Origin of the sequence: Streptomyces camelliae (assembly GCF_027625935.1) — a bacterium.
Taxonomy (GTDB): Bacteria; Actinomycetota; Actinomycetes; order Streptomycetales; family Streptomycetaceae; genus Streptomyces; species Streptomyces camelliae.
The window spans coordinates 40,596-62,904 of sequence record NZ_CP115300.1 but is presented as its reverse complement, the minus strand read 5'-3'; the positions used below and the strand labels follow the sequence as shown (position 1 = coordinate 62,904).

General features: G+C 70.5%; 17 protein-coding genes and 2 pseudogenes. 12 read left to right on the top strand and 7 right to left on the bottom strand.

Annotation, left to right across the window (positions count from 1 at the left end):
* The first annotated feature begins 107 nt into the window (after positions 1-107).
* From O1G22_RS00300 to O1G22_RS00265, 8 genes are all read left to right on the top strand, one after another.
* The gene (locus O1G22_RS00300) at positions 108-1,130 is read left to right on the top strand and encodes a LacI family DNA-binding transcriptional regulator (protein WP_270079395.1); all 1,023 of its coding nucleotides are present in this window, start codon (positions 108-110) and stop codon (positions 1,128-1,130) included.
* A 183-nt stretch (positions 1,131-1,313) separates the two neighbouring features.
* Positions 1,314-1,478 carry a hypothetical protein gene (locus tag O1G22_RS00295; RefSeq protein ID WP_270086691.1) on the top strand — a complete coding sequence of 55 codons (165 nt, stop codon included), beginning with the start codon at positions 1,314-1,316 and terminating at the stop codon, positions 1,476-1,478.
* Entirely contained in the window at positions 1,475-3,568 is a 2,094-nt protein-coding gene (locus O1G22_RS00290) for an alpha-galactosidase (protein ID WP_270079394.1), read from the top strand. Before O1G22_RS00295 ends, O1G22_RS00290 begins: the two co-directional genes overlap by 4 nt.
* Positions 3,569-3,740: 172 nt before the next feature.
* Positions 3,741-5,600: an RICIN domain-containing protein gene (locus O1G22_RS00285; protein ID WP_270079393.1), complete on the top strand. Its 1,860-nt coding sequence runs from the start codon at positions 3,741-3,743 to the stop codon at positions 5,598-5,600.
* Positions 5,601-5,704: 104 nt separating this feature from the next.
* Positions 5,705-7,204: a glycoside hydrolase family 43 protein gene (locus tag O1G22_RS00280; RefSeq protein ID WP_270079392.1), complete on the top strand. Its 1,500-nt coding sequence runs from the start codon at positions 5,705-5,707 to the stop codon at positions 7,202-7,204.
* Between the two features lie 102 nt (positions 7,205-7,306).
* Positions 7,307-9,049 carry a cellulase family glycosylhydrolase gene (locus O1G22_RS00275; protein ID WP_270079391.1) on the top strand — a complete coding sequence of 581 codons (1,743 nt, stop codon included), beginning with the start codon at positions 7,307-7,309 and terminating at the stop codon, positions 9,047-9,049.
* 73 nt (positions 9,050-9,122) lie between these two features.
* Positions 9,123-11,102 carry a glycoside hydrolase family 31 protein gene (locus O1G22_RS00270; RefSeq protein ID WP_333492196.1) on the top strand — a complete coding sequence of 660 codons (1,980 nt, stop codon included), beginning with the start codon at positions 9,123-9,125 and terminating at the stop codon, positions 11,100-11,102.
* A 111-nt stretch (positions 11,103-11,213) separates the two neighbouring features.
* A complete protein-coding gene (locus tag O1G22_RS00265) occupies positions 11,214-11,978 on the top strand; it encodes an alpha/beta hydrolase (RefSeq protein WP_270079389.1) in 765 nt (254 codons plus the stop codon).
* A gap of 554 nt (positions 11,979-12,532) precedes the next feature.
* On the opposite strand, the gene O1G22_RS00260 is transcribed toward O1G22_RS00265, so the two are convergent.
* From O1G22_RS00260 to O1G22_RS00240, 5 genes are all read right to left on the bottom strand, one after another.
* On the bottom strand, positions 12,533-13,414 hold the full coding sequence (locus O1G22_RS00260; RefSeq protein ID WP_270079388.1) for a hypothetical protein: 882 nt from the start codon (positions 13,412-13,414) through the stop codon (positions 12,533-12,535).
* A 7-nt stretch (positions 13,415-13,421) separates the two neighbouring features.
* Entirely contained in the window at positions 13,422-13,802 is a 381-nt protein-coding gene (locus tag O1G22_RS00255; protein ID WP_270079387.1) for a hypothetical protein, read from the bottom strand.
* Positions 13,795-15,540, bottom strand: a complete 1,746-nt coding sequence (locus O1G22_RS00250) for a hypothetical protein (RefSeq protein ID WP_270079386.1) — start codon at positions 15,538-15,540, stop codon at positions 13,795-13,797. Before O1G22_RS00250 ends, O1G22_RS00255 begins: the two co-directional genes overlap by 8 nt.
* A 321-nt stretch (positions 15,541-15,861) precedes the next feature.
* Positions 15,862-16,266 carry a hypothetical protein gene (locus O1G22_RS00245; RefSeq protein WP_270079385.1) on the bottom strand — a complete coding sequence of 135 codons (405 nt, stop codon included), beginning with the start codon at positions 16,264-16,266 and terminating at the stop codon, positions 15,862-15,864.
* 410 nt (positions 16,267-16,676) lie between these two features.
* Positions 16,677-17,081: a winged helix-turn-helix transcriptional regulator gene (locus O1G22_RS00240; RefSeq protein ID WP_270079384.1), complete on the bottom strand. Its 405-nt coding sequence runs from the start codon at positions 17,079-17,081 to the stop codon at positions 16,677-16,679.
* A gap of 144 nt (positions 17,082-17,225) precedes the next feature.
* Between O1G22_RS00240 and O1G22_RS00235 the strand changes: the two genes are divergently transcribed.
* On the top strand, positions 17,226-18,101 hold the full coding sequence (locus O1G22_RS00235; RefSeq protein WP_270079383.1) for an SDR family oxidoreductase: 876 nt from the start codon (positions 17,226-17,228) through the stop codon (positions 18,099-18,101).
* A gap of 28 nt (positions 18,102-18,129) precedes the next feature.
* Here the strand turns inward: O1G22_RS00235 and O1G22_RS00230 are convergent.
* Positions 18,130-18,632: pseudogene (locus O1G22_RS00230) on the bottom strand (transposase); the annotation flags it as partial.
* On the opposite strand from O1G22_RS00230, the gene O1G22_RS00225 reads away from it, so the two are divergent.
* The 3 genes and pseudogenes from O1G22_RS00225 (at position 18,571) to tpg (ending at position 21,468) form a co-directional block, all read left to right on the top strand.
* Positions 18,571-18,747, top strand: a complete 177-nt coding sequence (locus tag O1G22_RS00225) for a hypothetical protein (RefSeq protein WP_270086690.1) — start codon at positions 18,571-18,573, stop codon at positions 18,745-18,747. The pseudogene O1G22_RS00230 and the gene O1G22_RS00225 overlap by 62 nt on opposite strands.
* A 126-nt stretch (positions 18,748-18,873) precedes the next feature.
* The gene (locus tag O1G22_RS00220) at positions 18,874-19,857 is read left to right on the top strand and encodes a phosphotransferase family protein (RefSeq protein WP_270079382.1); all 984 of its coding nucleotides are present in this window, start codon (positions 18,874-18,876) and stop codon (positions 19,855-19,857) included.
* Between the two features lie 1,053 nt (positions 19,858-20,910).
* Positions 20,911-21,468: pseudogene (gene tpg / locus O1G22_RS00215) on the top strand (telomere-protecting terminal protein Tpg).
* A gap of 64 nt (positions 21,469-21,532) precedes the next feature.
* Here tpg and O1G22_RS00210 read toward each other — a convergent pair.
* Positions 21,533-21,925 (bottom strand): hypothetical protein, encoded by a 393-nt coding sequence (locus tag O1G22_RS00210; protein ID WP_270079381.1) that lies wholly within the window; start codon positions 21,923-21,925, stop codon positions 21,533-21,535.
* Positions 21,926-22,309: the final 384 nt, after the last annotated feature.

Here is a 22,309-nt window from a genome sequence, read left to right as displayed (position 1 = left end):
TCGGCCGCCGTGCCACCCCGCAGACCGGAAGCGGCTCCGCGCGCCCAACCCCGCCGCGTGGCAGGGGCCGCTTCCCACATCCGAGGAAATGGGAGCAGGACACCACGATGGTGACCATCGCCGACGTAGCCCGGCATGCCGGCGTGTCGACCAGCACGGTCAGCTACGTCTTCAGCGGCAAGCGCACGATCTCCGCCGCGACCCGGCGCCGTGTCGAGCGTTCCGTCATCGAACTCGGCTACCACCCCAACGCCGGTGCCAGAGCGCTGGCCGGACGCCGCTCGTATGTCCTGGCCCTGGTCGTGCCGCTGCGCACCGACGTCTACGTCCCGATCATGATGGAGATCGCCATCTCCGTCACCATCCAGGCCCGCAGGCACGGCTACGACACCCTGCTGATCACCAACGGCGAAGGCCCCGAAGGCGTGCAACGGGTCGCCGCCAGCGGACTGGCCGACGGGGTGATCCTCATGGACGTCCAACTCGACGACGCCCGCATCCCCCTCGTCCGCGGCCGGCGCACCCAGGCCGCCCTGATCGGCCTGCCCGACGACCCCAGCGGCCTCTCCTGCGTCGACCACGACTTCGCCACCGCCGGCGCACTGTGCGCGGACCACCTCGCCAACCTCGGCCACCACGAGATCGCCTTCATCGGCTACGGCCCGGGCATCTACCAGCGCCACGCCGCATACGCCGAGCGCACCCTGGCCGGATTCCGCGAACGAGCCGCGCAACGCGGCCTGCGCTTCCTGCACCGCCCTTGCGAGGGCACCTACGAAAGCACGGCCGGGACCTTCACCCGCATCCTCGGCGACCGGCCCGGCACCACCGGCTTCGTCGTGCAGAACGAGGCGGCGATCGGACCCCTGCTCATCCTGCTGCGAACCAGCGGACGCACCGTCCCCGAGGACGCCTCCGTCGTCGCCCTGTGCCCGGCACACCTGGCCGAACAGTACGTGCCGACCCTCACCGCCGTGACCGGCCCGGCCAGGAAACTCGGCCAAGTGGCCGTCGAACAGCTCCTGCGCCGGATGACCGCGGCCGAACGCGGCGAACAACCGCCCGACGAACGTGTCCTGTTGACACCGACCCTGACCGTCGGCCAGAGCACCGGCCCCGCGCCGCGGTAGCACCGGCACCGGCCCGAACCCGGCCCACCGCACCCGCGCGGTGCCGGTCGAGCGCGCCCGCGGCAGCAAGCTTTGCCCGGCCCCGGACTTGAGGAGAAGCCCTGTATGTCCCCGCACTTTCACGACCTTCACCCCCCAGTGGGACCAGGGGCTCCCGCTGTCCCGCCTGCACGCCCGCACGGCTTGCGCGGCCCCGAGCGGACGCCCGAGCCGGCGATGACCGGCCTGGACAACGAGGTCTGGTCGTACGGCGAGGAGGCGTACCCGATCCCGCGCCACTACCTGCACGTGCGCGAGCGGCCGCCTGTCCGCGACGCCGCGGATGCCGGGGCGGAGGTGGCGCTGTGACCGCCACGCCGACCCACCAGACCCTCAGCTGGGGCCACGACACGTTGCGGCTCGACCTGCGCATTGCCGCCGACGGCACCACCCGACTCGGCCTGGGCGCGCCCTCCGACCCGTCCTGGGACGGCGCGCTGCCGCTGGTCGAGGTCACCGCCACCGGCCACGGCCGGTTCTGGTCCAGCCACCGCCTGGTGGACAGCACCCTCGGCACGCGGCTGCGGCATCGCGCGCACCACGTCACCCGCGAGGGCGGGTGGCATGTGCTCACCGTCGCGCTTCACGACCCGGACACCGGGCTGGTCGCCGAGGTGGTGTACCGGTCCCCGGACGGCGTGCCGGCCCTGCGCGCCGAGGTGACGCTGCGCAACGAGGGCGCCGGCATCCTGCACCTCGAATCGGTGACCTCGCTGGCCCTCGGCGGCATCACCGACGTCGACCTGGACACCGCCGACGTGTGGTGGGCCGACAACGACTGGCTCGCCGAGCTCCGCTGGCAGCGCCGGCCGCTGCGGGCGGCGCTGCCCCAGCTCAGCGGGCGGGTCCGGTACGGGTACGGCAAGGGCTCGTTCGCGCTGGCCGGGCAGGGTACCTGGTCCAGCTGCGGACACCTGCCGATGGGCGCGCTGTCCGATCGCGCGTCCGGCCGCGCCTGGGTGTGGCAGGTCGAGCACAACGGCGGCGGCTGGCGCTGGGACTGCGGCGAACGGCACGACACCGCCTACCTGGCGCTGTCCGGCCCCACCGACGGCGACCACGGCTGGCGGCACCCGCTGGAACCGGGCGGCGAGTTCCGCGCGGTGCCGGTGTCGGTGGCGTTCGGCGACCGGCTGGACGACGCGTTCGGCGCGCTGACCCGCTACCGCCGCGCGAGCCGCCGCCCGCACCCGGACCACGAGAACCTTCCGGTGATCTTCAACGACTACATGAACTGCCTGATGGGCGACCCGACCACCGAGAAGCTGCTGCCGCTGGTGGACGCCGCCGCGGACGCCGGCGCGGAGTACTTCGTGATCGACGCCGGCTGGTACGACGACAGCGCCGGCTGGTGGGACAGCGTCGGCGAGTGGGAGCCGTCCACCACCCGGTTCCCCGGTCCGCGCGGCATCCACGAGGTGCTGGACCAGATCCGCGAGCGCGGCATGGTGCCCGGCCTGTGGCTGGAGCCCGAGGTGGTCGGGGTGCGCAGCCCGATCGCCACCGCGCTGCCGGACGAGGCGTTCTTCCGCCGCGACGGCGTGCGGGTGGTGGAGACCGGGCGGTACCAGCTCGACCTCCGGCACCCGGCCGCCCGCGCCCACCTGGACGCCGTGGTGGACCGACTGGTCGGCGACTGGGGCGTCGGCTACCTGAAACTGGACCACAACATCGACGCCGGCACCGGAACCTCCGGTCACCCCGCCGAGGTCCCGGCCGCCGGGGCGCTCGGCCACCACCGGGCGCACCTGGCCTGGCTGGACGGCGTGCTGGACCGCCACCCGCACCTGGTGCTGGAGGACTGCGCGTCCGGCGGCATGCGCGCGGACCACGCGTTGCTGTCCCGTATGCAACTGCTGTCCACCAGCGACCAGCAGAACCTGCTGCTCTACGCGCCGATCGCGGCTGCCGCGCCGACCGCCGTCACCCCCGAGCAGGGTGCCGTGTGGGCCTACCCGCAGCCCGACGACACCCCGGACGAGGTGGCGTTCACGCTGGTGAGCGCGCTGCTCGGGCGGATCCACCTGTCCGGACAGCTGGCCGGCCTGGGACCGGAGGCGCGCGCCCTGGTGCACCAGGCGGTGGCGGTCTACCGCGACCTGCGCACCGACCTGCCGGGCGCGCTGCCGATATGGCCGCTGGGCCTGCCGGGCTGGGACGACCCCTGGGCGGCGCTGGCCCTGCGCACCCCGACCACCACCTATCTGACCGCGTGGCGCCGACCCGGCGCCGACCCGACCACCACCCTGCACCTGCCGCACCTGCTGGACACCCCGGCAGTCGCGACACCGGTCTTCCCCGCCAACACCCGCGCCACCACCGCCTGGAACCCCGGTACGGCGGAACTCACGCTGACCCTGCCCACGGCCCCGTCGGCCGTCCTGCTCCGCCTGAGCTGACTCGCGCCCACCCCTGAACCGACCAGCGCCCACCCCACGGGGCCGCCCCACAGTGCGATGAGGGCTCCACCCCCACCCCTGCCTGCCGTGCCTGAGCGCACGGCTGGAAACCCGCCGTTCCGCAGACGGGAGCACCACATCCCTGCCCGAACACGACCCAATGGAGGGTTTCGTGAAACGGTTCCTGCGCGCCGGACGCGATCGCCTGCTCGCCCTGGCCGCCGCTACGACGTTCACCGCCGCCGCCCTGTCCGTCGGCGCGTTCACCGCCGCCGCCCCGGCCGCCGCCGCCACCTCCGCGACGGTGACGGTCGACAGCACCCACTGGCTGGCGAACTACTCGTCCACCACCCCCGGCCTGAACACCCAGGTCTACGACGCCAACATGAACCGCTCGGACATCCCCGGCCTGCTCAACAACGCCGGTATCGGGATGATGCGCTACCCGGGCGGCAGCTACGCCGACGTCTACCACTGGCAGACCAACACCGCCGACGGCAACTACGTCGCCCCGAACACCGACTTCGACACGTTCATGGGTACCGTCCGGGCGGCGAACACACAGCCGATCATCACCGCGGACTACGGGTCGGGCACGCCGCAGGAGGCGGCGGACTGGGTGCGGTACGCCAACATCACCAAGGGCTACGGCGTCAAGTACTGGGAGATCGGCAACGAGATCCCCGGCAACGGCGAGTACGGCGCGCAATGGGAGACGGACAAGCACTCCAGCCACAGCGCCACCACCTACGCCACCAACCTCCTGCAGTTCGTCTCGGCGATGAAGGCGGTCGACCCCAGCATCAAGATCGGGGCGGTACTCACCACACCCGGTAGCTGGCCCGACGGCATCGTCGGCCCCGGCGACACCCAGGACTGGAACCACACGGTCCTGTCGATCGCCGGTCCGAAGATCGACTTCGTGATCGTGCACGACTACCCGACCAGCACCAGCGAAGCCGACCTGCTGGCCAAGCCGCAGACCAACGTGCCGACCATGGCCGGCACGGTGCGGTCGCTGATCAACCAGTACGCCGGCAGCAACGCGCCGAACGTGAGCATCGCCATCACCGAGACGAACGTCGACAAGTACAAGGACACCGCCCCGAACGGGCTGTTCGCCCCGGACCAGATGCTGACCTGGGCGGAGCACGGCGCGTTCACCGTCGACTACTGGGCCATGCACAACGGCACCGACTGCTCCCACGTGACCACAGTGGACGGTGCCACCGACTACGACGAAGGGGGCGTGCTGGCCAGCGGCCCGTCCTGCGAGCCGGCGCTGGACACCCCGTTCGCGCCCTACTACGGCATCTCGATGATCAGCAAGCTGGCCCAGTCCGGCGACTCACTGATCCAGGCCAGCAGTTCCACCTCGCTGATCTCCGCGCACGCGGTGCACCGCGGCAACGGCGACGTGAACGTCATGCTGATCAACAAGGACCCGAACAACAGCACCACGGTGTCCCTGTCCTACAACGGGTTCACACCGTCCTCGGCCGCCCCGACCGTGTACACCTACCTGAAGAACGGCACCTCGATCACGTCGTCCACCAGCGGCTCCGCCACCGCCCAGACCGTCCCCGCGTACTCGGTGGTCGTGGTGCAGATGCACCCGAGCGGCGGCGGCAGCACCGGCGCGCTGCACGCGGTCGGTGCGGGCAAGTGCCTGGACATCAACAACAGCACCACCACCGCCGGCACGCAGGCCCAGATCTGGGACTGCAACGGCGGTACGGCCCAGGCCCTGACGCGCACCTCCGCCAAGGAGTTCCGCCTCTACGCCAACACCTCCACGCCGATGTGTCTGGACGACTACGGCAAGGGCACGACCAACGGCACCGCCGCCGTGATCTGGCAGTGCAACGGCGGCACCAACCAGCAGTGGAACGTCAACTCCAACGGCACGATCACCAACGTGCTGACGGGGCTGTGCCTGGACGTGAACGGGTACGGCACCGCGAACGGCACCAAGGTGCAGCTCTGGGCCTGCGGCTCGAACCAGAGCAACCAGCAGTGGACGTTCGGCTGACACGAGTCCGCTGAACCGCGCCGGGCGGCCCGGCACCTCGCCGGGCCGCCCCTCCCGTCGAACGACGACCAGAACAGGGCCAGCTGCCCTGGAGAGGAACGAGTGTGCCCGACCAGCACCAGGCCACCGCCGTCAGCAATCCGATCATCCCCGGGTTCCACCCCGACCCCACGGTGTGCCGGGTCGGCGACGACTACTACCTCGCCTGCTCCAGCTTCGAGTACTTCCCGGGCGTGCCGATCTTCCACAGCCGCGACCTGGTGCACTGGACGCAGATCGGCAACGTGCTGGACCGGCCCGAGCAGTTGGTCCTGCCACTGGACTCGCCGTCCTCCGCCGGCGTCTACGCGCCCACCCTGCGCTACCACGACGGCCGCTTCCACTTGATCGTCACCAACGTCAGCGGCCACGGAAACCTGCTGGTCACCGCCACCGACCCGGCCGGCCCGTGGTCCGACCCCATCCTGCTGCCGGACGTGCCCCGCATCGACCCGGACCTCGCCTGGGACGAGGACGGCACCTGCTGGTGCACCTCCGCCGGGGTCCAGCAGGTTCAGCTCGACCCGGCCACCGGGAAGGTGATCGGCGAGCCGCGCCGGATCTGGTCCGGCAGCCCCGGCTCCAGCTACCCCGAGGCCCCGCACCTCTACCACATCGGCGACTACTGGTATCTGCTGATCGCCGAGGGCGGCACCGAACGCGGGCACTCCGCCTCGATCGCCCGCGGGACCTCGCCGAACGGGCCGTTCGAGCCGTGCCCGCACAACCCGATCCTCACCCACCGCGGCATCCAGCACCCGGTGCAGAACACCGGCCACGCCGACCTGGTGCAGGGCCCGGACGGCTCCTGGTGGCTGGTGCTGCTGGGCGTTCGGCCGCAGGGCTCCACCCCCGGCTGGCACGGGCTCGGCCGGGAGACCTTCCTCGCCCCGGTGACCTGGGTGGACGGCTGGCCGGTGGTCGGCTCGCCGGACCTCGCGCTGCCCGCGCCGAACTGGCCGCTGCAGCCCGCGACCGCACCCGCGCGGGACGACTTCGACGCCGAGCCGCTGGCCCCGCAGTGGATCTCGCTGCGCGACCGCCCGGCCGAGCTGATCACCACCCGGGAGCGGCCCGGCTGGCTGACGCTGCGCGCCCGGGGCGCCTCGATGGACGAGAAGGACGTGGTGTTCGTCGGCCGCCGCCAGCAGCACCTGACGTGCCGCAGCCGCGCCCTGCTGGACCCCGCCGAGGGCGCCGGCGGCCTGGCCGTGCGCCTGGACGAGCGGCACCACTACGAGGTGGAGGTCACCGACGGCGAGGTGCGCGCGGTCGCCCGGGTCGGCGGGCTGCGCAGCGTGCTCGGCTCGCGTCCCGCTCCGGACGGCCCGGTGATGCTTCGCGTGGACATCGCCCCGCCGCAGGACCTGGGCCTGGGCACCGGACCGGACCTCGTCACGCTCGGTGTCGAGGAGCCGGACGGCACGTTCACCGCGCTGGGCGCGCTGGACGGCCGGTACGTATCCACCGAGGTGGCCGGCGGCTTCACCGGTCGCGTCATTGGCGTCTACGCGGCCGCCGGAACCGTCCACGTCGACTGGTTCGACTACGAGCAGATCGGCTGAGCAACGACATCCGCTCCGGCCTGACGGGGGGCACCCGGCCCCAGAGCCTGTGCACGGCAACCGCGTGCACGAGGAAATCCCGACGATCGAGAGGCACCGAACATGACCGGAACACCACGCCCGGGGAGAGCCGGCCGGCGGCTGTGGCTGCTGGCGAGCCTGCCCCTGGCCTTGGTCACCACGATTGGTGTGGGCAACACCCCTGCCCTGGCCGGCACCACCGCCAGCACCACCGCGGACGCCACCACCAGCGCGCAATCCGTGGTCGCGGCGATGCAGCCGAGCTGGAACCTGGGCAACACCCTCGACGCCTTCCCGACCGAGACGTCCTGGGGCAACCCGCTGACCACCAAGGCGGTGTTCGACACCGTCCGGGCGGCCGGGTACCGCAGCGTGCGGATCCCGGTCACCTGGAGCAGCGCCCAAGACACCACCGCGCCCTACACGATCGACCCGACGTACATGGCGCGGGTCAAGCAGGTCGTGGACATGGCCCTCTCGGACGGCCTGTACGTGGACCTGAACGTCCACCACGACTCGTGGCAGTGGATCAAGAACATCACCACCGCCGACCACGATGCGGTGCTCGCCCGGTTCGACTCGACCTGGCAGCAGATCGCGGCGGCGTTCAAGGACGAGCCGCGCAAGCTGCTGTTCGAGAGCGTCAACGAGCCGCAGTTCAGCGACAACGCCACCGATGCGCAGAAGACCCAGGCGATGGACGAGCTGAACACCTCGTTCCACACCATCGTGCGGCAGTCCGGCGGCCGTAACGCGACCCGCGTCCTGCTGCTGCCCGACCAGAACACCAGCCCGACCCCGCAGAAGATGGGCGAGCTGTACACGACGATCACCAGGCTGCACGACCCGAACCTCGGGGCGACCGTGCACTACTACAGCTTCTGGCCGTTCTCGGTGAACAACGGCGGCTTCACCACCTACAACCAGCAGACCCAGCAGGACCTGATCGACGACTTCACCGCGGTGCACGACGTCTTCGTGGCCAAGGGCATCCCGGTGTACCTGGGCGAGTACGGCACGCTGTCCTACCCGGACTTCACCAAGCCCGACCAGATCGAGCGGGGCGAGGCGTTCAAGTACTTCGAGCAGCTCGGCTACGAGGCGCGGATCAACGGCATCACCACCTCGCTGTGGGACGCCGGCTCGTTCCTCAACCGCAACACCCTCCAATGGCGCGACCCCGAACTGGTCGCGCTGATCAGGGCGAGCTGGCACACCCGCTCCGGCACCGCGTCCACCGACCAGGTGTTCCTGCCGAAGTCCGCGCCGGTCGCCGCGCACACCGTCACCCTCAACCTGAACGGCCTGTCGTTCCGCGGCCTGTGGCAGGGCGACACCCGGCTGCGTCCCGGGGTTGACTACGCCGTGTCCGGCGACCAGCTCACGCTGACCCCCTCGCTGCTCACCCGGCTGGGCGGCGACCGGGCGTACGGCGAGAACGCCACCTTCGAGGCGCGGTTCTCCCGGGGCGTGCCGTGGACGTTCCACGTGATCACCAACGACCTGCCCGTACAGTCCGACGCGACCGGTACGACCAGCTCGTTGACCATCCCCACCCAGTTCAAGGGCGACGTGCTGGCCACCATGGAGTCCCGGTACGCGGACGGCACCCCCGCCGGCCCCTACTCCTGGACCCAGTACCAGGAGTTCAACACCCACTTCACGCCGGACTACCCGAACGGCGCGATCCGGCTGACCTCCGACTACCTCAAGACCCTCACTGACGGCGCCACCGTGACCCTGAAGTTCGACTTCTGGAGCGGGGCTTCCGTCACGTACCACGTGACCAGGTCCGGCGACACGGTCACCGGCACCGTCTCCTGACCACCGGGTGACCGACCCCGGCCCCGGGTGCTCCCACACGGGGCCGGGCGTCAGAAGAACAAGAGGAATCGCCTTGCCCTACAGCATCAGCGCGGATGGCCTGGAACGTCACACCGCCGAAGAGCTTCTTCGTATCGAGCCCTGGGGACCGCACGCGGTTCGGGTTCGGGCCTCCTCCGGGACGGTCGACCCCGCCGCTCCCGGGGCGCTGGAGAGCCCGCCGCCCTCCCCCCACGTCGACGTGTCCGTTGCGGAAGACGGCTCTGCCCGTCTGGTCAACGGCCGCCTCGCGGTCGAGGCCTTGCCGGACGGCCGGCTGAGGTTCCTGCACGCCGCCTCGGGACGTGAACTCCTCGCAGACAAGACCCCGTACCCCCATCATCCCGGCCCCCGCGTCCATGCGGCCGGCGGCCGGACGGAACAGCACTTCGAGGCCTACGCCGGCGAGCGGCTGCACGGCCTCGGGCAGCATCTGCACGGGCTCCTGGACCAGAAGGGCTGTGTGATCGACCTCGTCCAGGGCAACACGGTGGCCGCCATCCCCTTCCTGCACTCCTCGCGCGGCTACGGACTGCTGTGGAACAACCCCGCCACCGGCCGTGCCGAACTGGGCACCGACACCACCCGGTGGGTCGCCGACGCCGGCGGGCGGGTCGACTACTGGATCACCGCCGGCGACACTCCGGCCCAGATCCTGGACGCCTACACCCTGGCCACCGGACGTCCGCCGCTCCTGCCCGAGTGGGCGTCCGGTTTCTGGCAGTCCAAACTTCGCTACCGTACCCAGGACGAACTCCTCGCTGTGGCACGGCAGTACAAGGAACGCGGACTGCCGCTGTCCGTCATCGTCTGCGACTTCTTCCACTGGCCCGCGATGGGCGACTGGCGTTTCGAAGCGAGCGAATGGCCCGATCCCGCCGCGATGGTGGCAGAGCTCTCCGGCCTCGGGGTGAAGCTCGCGGTCTCGGTATGGCCCACCGTCGAGCCCGGCAGTGACACCTTCGACGAGCTGCGCTCGGCCGGATGCCTCGTACGGGACGGCGACGGCGGCCTGCTCACCTGCCACTGGCCCTCCCGTAGCGCCGAGGAGCCGATGCGCCGGATGGCGTACTACGACGCGACCGACTCCCACGCCCGCGCCGCACTGTGGCGACGACTGAGCGACAACTACCTTTCAGCGGGCGTGGCCTGCTTCTGGCTGGACGCCTGCGAACCCGACCTGCCCCGGGATGTCGCCGACCGTGCCGTCTACGCCGCCGGTCCGGCCGCCGAGGCCGCGAACCTCTACCCGCTCCTGCACACCCGAACCGTCGCCGACGGCCTGCGCGCGGCCGGCGAGGACCGGCCGTTGTCCCTGGTCCGCTCCGCGTGGGCGGGCAGCCAGAAGTACGGCGCCGCACTGTGGTCCGGCGACATCCCCACCACCTTCGACTCCCTCGCGCGGCAGATCAGAGCCGGACTGAACGTCGCGATGAGCGGCGTCCCCTGGTGGAACACCGACATCGGCGGCTTCTTCGGCGGCGACCCCGACGACCCCGCCTACCGCGAGCTGCTGATCCGCTGGTTCCAGTACGGCACCTTCAGCCCCGTCATGCGGCTGCACGGGGACCGCGTGCCCCACCACCCGACCTTCTCCACGGACATGACCGGCGGGCCGAACGAGGTCTGGTCCTACGGGGAGCAGGCGTACGGCATCCTCCGGGACCACCTGCTGCTGCGCGAACGCCTGCGCCCCTATGTGACCGTGCTGTCCGAGGACGCCCACCGCACCGGCGCACCGCCCATGCGCCCGCTGTTCTTCGACTTCCCCGAGGACGAACGCGCCTGGGACGTGGACGACCAGTTCCTGCTCGGCCCCGACGTGCTGGTGGCACCGGTGTACGAGCCGGGCGCGCGCACCCGCCGGGTCTACCTGCCCTCCGGCGCCCGCTGGTACGACCCGGCCACCGGACACGTGCTGGAGGGTGGAACGGCACCCGACGCCGACGCCCCACTGGAGCGCATACCCGTCTTCGTACGCGAAGGAGCCGCCGTCGCACACGCGTTGCGCTGACGTGTGCAGGTGCCGGGGCGCGCCTCCGTGCGGTCCGCACCTCCTTCAGGACCGCGGCGGTCCGACGGAAGAAACCCCGAAGAAAATCCCTTCTCACAGATGGAGCAACAGATGGCAGACTTGCGGGTCACGAACAGTGGCGCGGCAGCGCTGACGTTCTACCCACTGATGGCGGAGGCGCCGCGCCCGGCTGCGGGCGCGCCCGCGGTGATCGTCATGCCGGGCGGCGGCTACACCTTCCTTGCCCCGCACGAGGGGAAGCCCGTCGCACAGTGGCTGAACCAGCTCGGATTCGCCGCCTGGGTGCTGGAGTACCCGGTCGGGCCACAGGACTTTCACCCCGCGCCGCTGGACTCGGCACGGGCGGCGATGCGTGAGGCGCGCTCGCAGGCGCCGGGGCTGGGGGTCGACCCGTCGCGCATCGGGGTCCTCGGCTTCTCCGCGGGCGGCCACCTCGCCGCCCACCTCGCCGCCGGCCCGGACACGGCCGACGACGAGCGGCCCGCGTTCGCGGTGCTCTGCTACCCGGCGACGTCATGGCACAGCTTCGGCCCCGCCGCAGTCGGCGAACCGGACAGCGACCCGCTCCTCGGCCCCGGCTCGACCCCGGAACAGCGCCGCGCGGTCTCCATCGAGCTGATCGCCGTCCCGCAGACCCCCCCGACCTTCATCTGGCACTGCGCGGACGACGACACCGTCGGGGTCGACCACGCCCTGTCCCTGACCCGGCGCCTGGCCTCCCTGCGGGTCCCGGTCGAACTGCACGTATTCCCCACCGGCGGACACGGCGTGGGACTGGCCCAGGACATGACGCCCGCCGGCACGTGGACGTCCCTGTGCGCGCAGTGGCTCCGCAGGACGACCAGCCACGAGTAGTTCGCCGGACGCCGCAGCACCGACCAAGGCCGAACTCGGCGGTGACCGCGGGATCACCTCTGAGCCAATGGATCCGAACAAAAGGCAATGCTCGGATTGATGACTATTTGTCGGGCCCTATCAAGTTGTTGCGGGCGGCGTAAAATGATCTTGCTGTAGGTCATCGCGCGAGGGGGCGGCTGCGGAGTCCGAGGGATCGCCGTCGTACAGGGGCCGCGAGAGCCAGACCCTGGCCACCGTCGCTGCGGCGCTCATTGCTCAGTGGGAACACAACCACGCGATAGAGGTCAGCGCCACCATCGACCAGACCCAGATCGAGCGAGCGCAACGGATCTTTGGCCTACGACTCGTCTGGGACGACCATGAAGAATCCGCCACCGGCCCCAAGGTAACGATCCGCTTCCTGCATCTGGAGGACGTGCGAGCACTACTGCCGTTCGGGAGCGCCATCACTGTGCACGGCCCCACCGAAGCCAGGGCTCACCTTCGCGACCTCGCCACCAATCTTGCCCACCACTATGCGCCGTCACCGACGTCCTGACCCGCAACAGCGATCACGGCGAGAAATGGGCCAACGCGATCTGGAGGATGTCGCGTTGCCGTGGCCAGTCGTTCTCGGGGCCCGCCACCAGCACCGCGTATTGCTTGCCGGTGTCGGTTCCGAAGGCGTGGTCGATGACCTGGCGGCGGGTGCCGTCCGGGCGGTCGTAGGCGTACACCAGCTCGGCTGCGGGCTCGCCCGAATCCTGGGAGACGTCCTGGAGGCTGATCTCCTTGTAGTTCTTGTTGTTCTTGGCGAGGGTGTGGGAGGTTTCGGTCAGGGCCGCGCGAGGGGTCATGTCCGGCTCCGTGATGGCGAAGACCTGCAACAGGCTGCGGCCGTCGGGGGAGTTGTAGAAGATGCCGTTCGACTTCTCCTCCCGCTGCCAGCCGTCCGGTACGGCGATGGTGAAGCCGGAGGCGTCCTCCTGGAGGACGTACGCGGGCGGGACGTCGGTCGGTGACGATGACGGCGAGTCGGTGGACCAGGCGCCGACGGTGCCCGTGTCCGTGGGCAGGCCGCTGCCCGTCGGCCCACTGCCCGAGGTCGCCGTCTCGGACGCGCTGACCATGGACGCCGGGCCGGACCCGGTCCCGCCGTGCCCTCCGTCGCCCCGCACTGCCAGCACCCCGCCGGCGATCCCGCCCGACACCGCGGCGACCGTCGCGGCGGCGACGAGGGCCGTCGTACGCCGCGATCGACGCGTGGGCGCGGGCGGAGGCGTCACCGTGTACGCGAGGTCGTACGGGTCCTCCACGGGTTGCGAGGGGCCGTACGCCGGTACCGGCGGTGGCGGTGGCGAGGGCGGGACCGGTGTCCCGGCCTCGCCCGCCGACTCCCAGCGCTGTGTCTCGTCGTTCCAGCGGATGCCGCTGTCCCCCGAAGCCCCGCTCATCCCACCGTCACCGTCCCAGCAGCGCGGAGACCGCCTGTGCGACCGCCGCGCCCGAGGCCGCCATGCCGACCGCCGTCGCCGCGTCCTGCAACGCGGTGCGCAGCCTGGTCAGCCGTCCCGGACTCGCCTGACCGGTGTTCTGGATCTCGTCCCGCGTGTCGGTGAGCTGTCTGGTCAGCTCGTCCGTCTCCGGGGTGCTGCGGAACGCCCGCAGTTCCTCGCGCAACTTCCCTACCACTTCCAGCAGTTCGCGCTGCTCGGTGCTCAACTGCTGCTGCGGTCCCTCATAGTTGTTCGCCACGCTGCCTGCGCCGAAGGCGAAGGCCCCCTTCGCCGTACCGATGTTGACGTTCTGCGTGCCGCCGCTCGTCGGCTGCTGCTCATCCATTGCCACTGTCCATCCCTCCCGAGGGCCCCGCTTCCTGGTTGTTGGCCACTGCGCCGGACCCCATGGCGAAGGCGCCGCTCGCCTGCTCGATGAGCACTCCGCCGTTGCTGATGTTGACGATCTTCTGCTCGAACTCCTCGGTCTGCCAGCCCGCTTCGCGCAGCGCCTGGCGTACCCCGTTGGCCACCCGGTCCTGAATGGTCTTCAGATAACGCTGGTGGTCCATGTCCTGGAAGAGCGACGCCTCGTCGTCCGAGCCCAGTTCGCGCACCGAGAGCGCCGGGCCGTCCGGCATCGATCTGCCGATGCCGCGGGACGCCAGCCGGGCCAGCAGGGTGAGCGTCTGCCAGACGGTGACCACGGACTGGCCGGCCGAGTGCGGCATCCGGGTCAGCGCCCAGACGGCCTTGCCGAGCGGGTTGGCGTGCAGGTAGTCGTGGGCCACCCGGTCGGCGTTCCGGAACAGCGGCCGTACCGGGCGCAGCACGTGCGGCGCGACCTCCAGCATCAGCATGCCGCCCTGGGTGTGCACCCGGACGAAGACGGTGGTGACCAGCTCCTCCTCCCAGCCGCCGACCTGCACCCGCAGGAAGTGGCGCCGGGTCTCGCCGCCCTCCTCGACCGCGCGGGCGCGGTGCTGCTCGAACTGCCCGTAGGGCGCCTGCTGTCGGCTGGGCAGCCCGTCCACCGGCAGGAAGACGCATTCGTCGATCTGCAACTGCCGCAGCCGGTCCCGTACGGCGGCCGCGCCCTCCGGGGTGCGGGCGGTGGCGGGCACCCGCAGCGCCTGCAGCAGAGGCTTGATCCGGTTGAGGATCGTCTGGTTGTCCAACGGGTCGGGCTTCTTCGCGCGATCCGCGCGCGGCTGCAGCTCCACGGAGAGGGACCAGGTGTCGTACGGTCTGCCCGCCCCGCAGAACGGCTGGTCCGCCCGGTACATCGCCAGCGGCTCGTGCTGCTCCACCCGGATGCGGTCCCGCAGCCGGTGGAAGCGGCTGCCCTCGGTGGTCCGCTCGGCCGGGTCGGCGCGGGCGTCGGGGAACCTGGTCCGGGACAGCTCACCGGTCAGCGCACGGGAGACCATGTGCCGCTCGAAGCCGACGGCCAGCGCCATCACCAGGGGGAACGCCAGCGCGATCCAGCCCTGGAGGCGGCCGGTCTGGTAGACGCCGTAGATGCCGTCGGTGAAGACCAGCCGGGGGATCACCAGAACGTCCCAGAAATCGCGGGCCTGCTGCAGCAGGTCGGTGTTCTTCATGGCGATGGCGTACGGCGTCAGCAGCGCGAAGACGAAGGACAGCCACGCGTACCAGCGCATGTACCAGGCCAGATAGCGCCGGTACCAGACGGGCCGTGGGGCGGGCCCGCGCACCCGGCCGGCCAGGTACATCAGCACCACCGGCATCAGGAACATCAGGCTCAGCCGGTTGGTGAGCGGCCAGCTGACGCCCCACAGCAGCAGAATCCCCAACGCCCAGCCCAGATACAGGCGTTGGGCGCGCAGCGCGTGAGCCAGCACACGGGCGGCGTCGAAACCGAACGAGGGGGCGACGACGCGTTCCTCGTGGACGTACAACTCCTCGATGACCGCGTGCCGGTAGGCCTCGTCGAGGTAGGTGCCGGCGCACAACAGCCGGGTCGCCTCGCTGGCGTGCGGTGGGGTGCGTCCGACTGCGGGCGGCGTGGACCGTCCGTCTGACGGCTCCGGTTGCGGCGGCACCAAGGTCTGCTGCGTCACTGTCTCGTCCCCCGGGGCGTTCTGCCGTATGCACTCAGTGAGTTGACGGGCCAACATCCAAGCATAAGGAGTGACGGCGCGATTACCGAGTGGATAAATGGTGCGGATAGTGCGGCCGTGGCGAGGGGGTGTCACTGTGCGGCCCATTGACCTCGATTCTTCAGTGGCGTGACGGCGTCGCCGTGTGCGGATGGCTGCACTTTATATCCCTTGCCATGCGGGGACGGGTCGTCGCGTGACGCTGCGGGGCGTCGGGTTCCACGGGCCCGAGGGGTGTTGCGGTCCTCTCCTCTCCGGTGCCGTCGGGGTGGTGGGCGGCCGTCAGGCGCAGGCCGGCAGCTCGGTGGCGCGTCTCCAGGCGATGGTGAACGCGCCGGCCCAGGGCCAGGTGCGGTCGATGTGCAGAGTGCGGCGCCGGGCGTGGGCGGTGAGGCGGGCAGGTGGTGGCGACCGCCGCCCGCCGCACCGGACCCGGACCGGCAGCCCCCGGCCGACCCGGGCACACCGGCTACGCCCCGGCCGCCGGCCCTGGAGCCGGGGGAGTGGGAGATACCCCGCGTCCCGTTGCAGTACGAGCGGGCCGCCGTCCTCGTCGGCGCGGTGGTCCGCGAGAAGCTGCGCACCACCGTCACCGTCGCGCGAGGCCGGGCGTACGACGTCGTCGCGCACCAGCAGGCGGCGATGCCCGAGCAGCTGCTCGCGTCCCCGGCCGCCGACCCAGAGCACGGCGACCAGGAGTCGGAAGCCGGGCGCCGGGAGGCAATCGACCTGACGGCGCTGCGGGCCCTGCGGGCGTCCCGCACGGACGGCCGAGCGACTGCGCCACCTCCAGGACGCGTTCACCAAGGCCGCCGACGACTCCCGCGCCCGCGCGGACCGCTGCGCCGAACAGGACGATGCCGACGGAGCGCACCCGGTGCGCCAGGACGACCAGCAGGCGCACCGCCCACAGGAGTCCGGACCGCACCGCGGCGTGGATGGCTTTGTGCCATTCGTGGGCAACGCGCGTTCAACATCACTGAAGCGCGGTTACTGAGGTTGAACTCGTGATGTCGCCGGGTTGCTCAGGTGAGTCTGATTGTCGGGCCGGTCTCGGCGAGGCAGCAATCTATGACCAGACCGCCGGCCGCCGCCGATTACCGGGTGCGCTCAGTGCGGTCGTCGTACTCTTCGCGGGCGGCGATGACCTCTTCGATGTGCAGCACGGACCACTCCGTGAGCGCCTTCAGCGGTTCCCGCAGCGTCTGGCCGAGCGCGGTCAGCTCATACTCCACGTGCGGCGGCACCTCTGGGTAAACGGTCCGGCTGACCAGCCCGTCGCGTTCGAGAGTGCGCAGCGTCTGGGTGAGCATCTTCTCGCTCACGCCCGCCAGCGCCTGCCGGAGCTGGCCGAACCGGGAGGTCCCGTTCCGGCCGAGTTCGCCCAGCACGAGGACCGCCCACTTGCTGCCGATCTGGTCGAGCAGGTCCCGCGACGGGCAGCCGCGCCCGTACGGATCGAATGACGGTATGGGCCCGGTCACTTTCTCGACAGCAGCCATACGGTTCACCTCAATGCTATCGATCGGGTAAGTACCCTACCAAGAAGTGGCTACTCCCCAATAGAGAGTGTGCAGGTCATTCTGTGTTCCATCCCGCCGCGGACGGACCGCGGCAGGCGTGTGAGGCACGCGCGGAAGGAAGGAATGACCATCATGCCGATCGTCGTCACTGGAGCCACCGGCCAGCTGGGCAGGCTCACCGTCGAGGCACTGCTGCGGCGCGGGATCCCGGCCGCGGACATCATCGCGACCGGCCGGGACATAGCCAGGATCAAGGACCTGGCCGACCGAGGCATCACGGTACGCCGCGCCGACTTCGCGGACACCGACGGCCTGGCCGAGGCATTCGCGGGGGCGGACAGGCTGCTGCTGATCTCGGCCTCGGTCCCTGTGGGCGAGCGGGTCGCCAACCACCGCCGCGTGATCGACGCCGCGGCGTCCGCAGGCGTGTCGCTAGTGGCGTACACAAGCACGACGCACGCGGACACGGCCACCACCGTCATCGGTGCCACGCACAGCGAGACCGAGGAGTATCTGCTGGACCGCGGAATCCCCAGCGTGCTGCTGCGCAACGGCTGGTACCTGGAGAACTACACCAGCCAACTGCCGCAGATCCTGCAGAACGGCGCCGTCGTCGGCGCCGCAGGCGAGGGGCGGATCAGCGCCGCGTCCCGCGCCGACTACGCCGAGGCCGCAGCGGTCGTCCTCACCGCTGAAGGCCACACCGGCGCCGTGTACGAGCTCGGCGGCGACGAATCCTTCACCCTGACTGAGCTCGCCGCCGCGATCTCCGCTGCGGCCCGAAAGCAGGTTACCTACGCTGACCTCCCGGTGCCCGACTTCGCCCAGGTACTGGCCGCCGCGGGCCTACCCGCCGAGCTGGCGGAGGTCCTCGCTGACGCTGACCGTGGCATGAACCGCGGCGAGATGTACACCGACTCCGGCGACTTGCGCCGCCTGATCGGCCGCCCGCCCGTGACCCTGGCCGAGGCACTCGCGGGCGCGGCCCTGCATTACTGAGGTTGAACTCGTGACGTGTCCGGATTGCTCAGGTGGGGCTGATTGTCAGGCCGGTCTCGGCGAGGCAGCCGTCTATAAGTTCGCTGCGGTACTGGATGTGCCGTAGGCCGCGCCGGATGCGCTGGACGAGGTGTTCGGGGGTGCTGAAGGCGACGTTGGAGAGAAAGCCGCGTCGCAGGAGGGACCAGATCCCCTCGACGGGGTTGAGGTCGGGTGCGTAGGGCGGCAGATAGTAGATGGTCAGCCAGTCCCGGGCCTCGGCGAACTTTTGCAGGTCGGCGGCCTTGTGGACGTTGAGGTTGTCCCAGACGAGCACCATCGGGCCGCCGAGCTGCTGGTGCGCTGCGATCAACAGGTCCGGTAGTCGCGCCAGGAGAAGCTCTTGCGCCCATCGCGACGGCCGTCGTCATGGCGGGGCCGGTAGATGAGCCTGGAGCGGTGACCGGGTTTGTAGCAGGTCAGCGCGGCGATGGAGAACCGTCTGCGGGAGCGGCCGCGGACCCGCACCACCGAGGTCCGGCCGCGCTGTGACTACGGCGCCGTCGTCGGTCTGACGCACGATCACGGACCGCCTGCGGTGCAGGTCGACGCCGACGTACTGGTGTCCGTCGTACTCGCTCACCTGGGCTCCTTCGCCGTCACGTAGTGGGTGACTGGCGTCTACCCAGGCCACCCGCGGAGGGCGGGACTTCGTCGCCCCTTCATCGCATCAAGAGTTGTGGGCGGGGTGGCCATGGGGTGTGTCCGTCGCTGAGGTGGACAGCCTGCCTTCATGGTTACGGGCGAGGGGGCCGAGCACATCGGTGCCGATCTTGAGGGTCAGGGCTGGGGTGCGACGCGTGCCTGGGTGGAGAAGGGGCTGTCCGAGACAGAGCGCATCGAAGAAGTCGTGCGGTTGCGTGGCGGCTGGACGTCGGAGATGCGCCGTCTGGGCATCTGCGGGCCGGGCGGTCGACGCTCACTGGTCCTGCGGTCCTTTGTCAAGCCCTTCTTCGTTCGGCACGCGGAGGGCCTGCTGACCCGCGAGGCAGCCGTTCTGCGCCTGCTCGGCGACACGGACGTGCCCGCAGCCACGCCTGTGGCGGTGGACGCAACGGCGCAGTACTGCGACCATCCCTCCTTGCTGATGTCCCTGCTGCCCGGGACCGTGCGCCTGGGCGATGAAGGGGCCGATCGGCGTGCCGAACTGTTGGCCCGTCAATTGCTGCGTATCCACCGGCTGCCGGTGACCGCAGAGGCACGGCCTCGCACCTATCAGGCGTGGACCTCCCCCGAGCGGGTGAGCCCACCCGAGGACACCGAGCGGCCTGAGCTGTGGCAACGGGCTGTGGACGTGATCTGCTACGAGCCCCCGGACTACCGGGCCTGCTTCCTGCACCGGGACTTCCATCCCGGCAATGTCCTCTTCACGGGCGACGGCGACGGTCTGCGGATCAGCGGCGTCGTCGACTGGGTGGAGACCTCCTGGGGGCCGGCCGACCTGGACGTGGCCCACTGCTCGACGGCTCTGGCCCTGCTGCACGGGGTTCCCGCGGGCATGCGCTTCGCCGACCGCTACCTTGCGGCGGGAGGGACGCTGGCCGAAGACCGCGCCGCTCATCTCTACTGGCGGCTGCTGGACGCGTTGGCCTTCGCTCCGGACGCCGAGAAGGTCGCTGTCCCCTGGCGCGAGGTGGGCCGTGCCGATCTGACCCCCACCGTGCTGATCAGGCGGCTGGAGGGATACCTCCAGGCCCTTTTCGACCGATACGCCTGAATCCGGATCGGCGGCCTGCGGGCAGGAGACCGGGGTCGGCGGGCCTGTCATGCTGCGAGTTCTTCAGGGCGTTCGACGAGGCGGCTGTGTTCGAAGCGGGCTCCGGCGCGAACAAGCGCGACGAGGCGGGGTGCGTTCACGGCCGGCATCGTGAACGCCGCCTTCGTCGGCATATTCAACGCCGGGCAACACCCGGTATGCCTGGTGGATGGTGCCCTTCTTGCCGTGGCAGATATCGCGGGCGAGCTTGTGGCGGGACTCCTGGACGGTGAGCTGCTTGTGCAGAGTTGCTCTTCGTCGCAACTTTGTGTCGGCGGCCACCGACACCAGAGCAGGGTGATCGATTCGCCGAGCCGCTGGGGGCTCGTCCGGCGAGGCTGGGTGTGGGAGGAGCTTCCGCCGACAGCCACAGGGGCCGCCCCATTTCCCTTCCCGCTCTTTCCTCGATTTCCGGAAGCAGTCGCTTCCGGACTTGGCTGGGCGGCGTGGTACCAGGGGCCTTCGCCGGCCCCTGGACCCCGCTGCCCCTCCGTTCCCCGGCGCGCACCCGTTTCGTCGTGGCCCGGACCATGCGCGCCGGGAAACGGAGGGTACGTACGGGGCGGGGTCCAGTCGTCGACGAACTGCCTGTGCGCAACGCCTCACCTCGACCTCGGCGGCAAGTTCGTCCTCGACGACGGCGGCAGCCTGTGGGCCGTAGGTCCCGGCAGTGGTCGCGAGGAACTGCGCGATGCGAGCCCAGCCGACAAGTTCGGCCGCATGGCCGCGGTCGTCGTCGGCCAGGTCTTCGTAGCGGAGTTCAGGTGTGCCGCGAGTTCGGCTTCTTGGTCAACTGCTGGGCGCCTGCTGTCGTTGGTGACGCGATCACGGTGACGTCGGTGGCGCGCGGTGTGGTCATCGGGGTGGGCGACCCGCCACGGTCAGCGCCCGGCGCGTCCCCGTGCGCGCCTCCCACGGAAGACCACCCGGTCCGGAGTTCTTCCCCCGTCCCGTCGGACCGGATAATCGCTCCTCGCGAGCCCACACGATCGACCTTGAAGGGAGGCCCCGGATATGGGCATCGTCGCCGACGGCCTGGACCGTGTCCTGGCAGGGGCGTTCACCCGCCCGACCCCCAAGTCCGCGGGCGCCCCAGATGCGCTATCTCGTGCGCCAGCTCAAGGGCACCCGGCCGGCAGCCGAATTGCTCGGCATCTCCCAGCGCACGGTCGAGCGCTACGTGAAGGACCAGATCCGTCGGCCCCGCGCCGACCTTGCCCAGCGCCTGGCCTACGCCGTACGCGCCCGCTGGCAGCCCCGTGTGCGTGAGCAGGCCCGCCGCCAGGCCGCCACCAGCACGGGCCTCGTCATCGACACCCGAGCCCGCTTCTTCGGTTTCACCGCCGCGCCCGGCACCACCGACGACGCCCGTCTGCGCCACCTCACCATCGCCTGCCACCCGCCTACGCCGCCCGCCTGTTCGACGCCCAGCAGGCCGGCGCCACCGAACAGCGACTCCGCGACATCGCCGCCGAAGGTCTCGGCGAAATGTACTTCCGCGACGCTGGCCGCCGTGCCCACGGGCTGATGGTGGAGTTCACTGATATTGAGGCGCTGGACTTCGACCTGTAGGCCTCCCACGAGGCCAGCCTGTGTGCTTTGGTGTCGCTGAGCGCTCAGATGGCGGTCGATCGCCTCAGGTGACGGGTGGTTCGCCGGTGGCCAGCCACCGCCAGCGTCGACGCTCCGTGACGAGGGTGATGACGGCCATCAGGGTCACGGAGCCGGCCGCCCACGCAGGCCAGGCCACCCACGAGGAAGCCACGGCCGCGGCGAGCTGGAGCAGCACCAGAAGGATCGTGACCCAGCCCGGTACTGCGATGATCACGTTCGCCTTGTCACCCGGGGTGGAGAAGCACGTGGGAAGGCCGATCAGGAGCACCACGGACAGGGCGGCAAGCAGCCACGAGTAGTCGGCCAGCGCCCACGGAGTCGCCACCCAGGCGACGAGTTCCACCGCAAAGCGCAAAACGGACGCGGTGCGGTCGTCGGTTCGTGCCGAAATCGTTTCCCCAGCAGCGTCGGTCACCTGCGGACGATCTCACGATCCGCGCCCAACGGCCAAGAGCCGTGGCGCCGTTGTCTGCCCCGCAGGCTTCCTCCCGGCCCCGTACAGCCGGGGAACCGACAGGCCACCGCGCGTTCCGGTCGGCGCTACCCGCAAACTGAAGCGCGCAGTCACATTTGGCCGTGCCCGCCAGCAGCGAGCGCGGCACAGTCCTGCGTTCAGGCGCGGTTGACGGCTCCGCACCGGCGGCTGACTCCCGAAATCACCTCGGAACGACATCCGCGACGAGTGACATAGCCAGTAGATGTACGCGACCGGTCGCTGCCCCACGGCGGGCTTGTGCCGCACCTTGGCCAGCTGGGTCTTCGTCCGCAGGAACGCCGGTGCCCGGCCGCTGTCGTACAC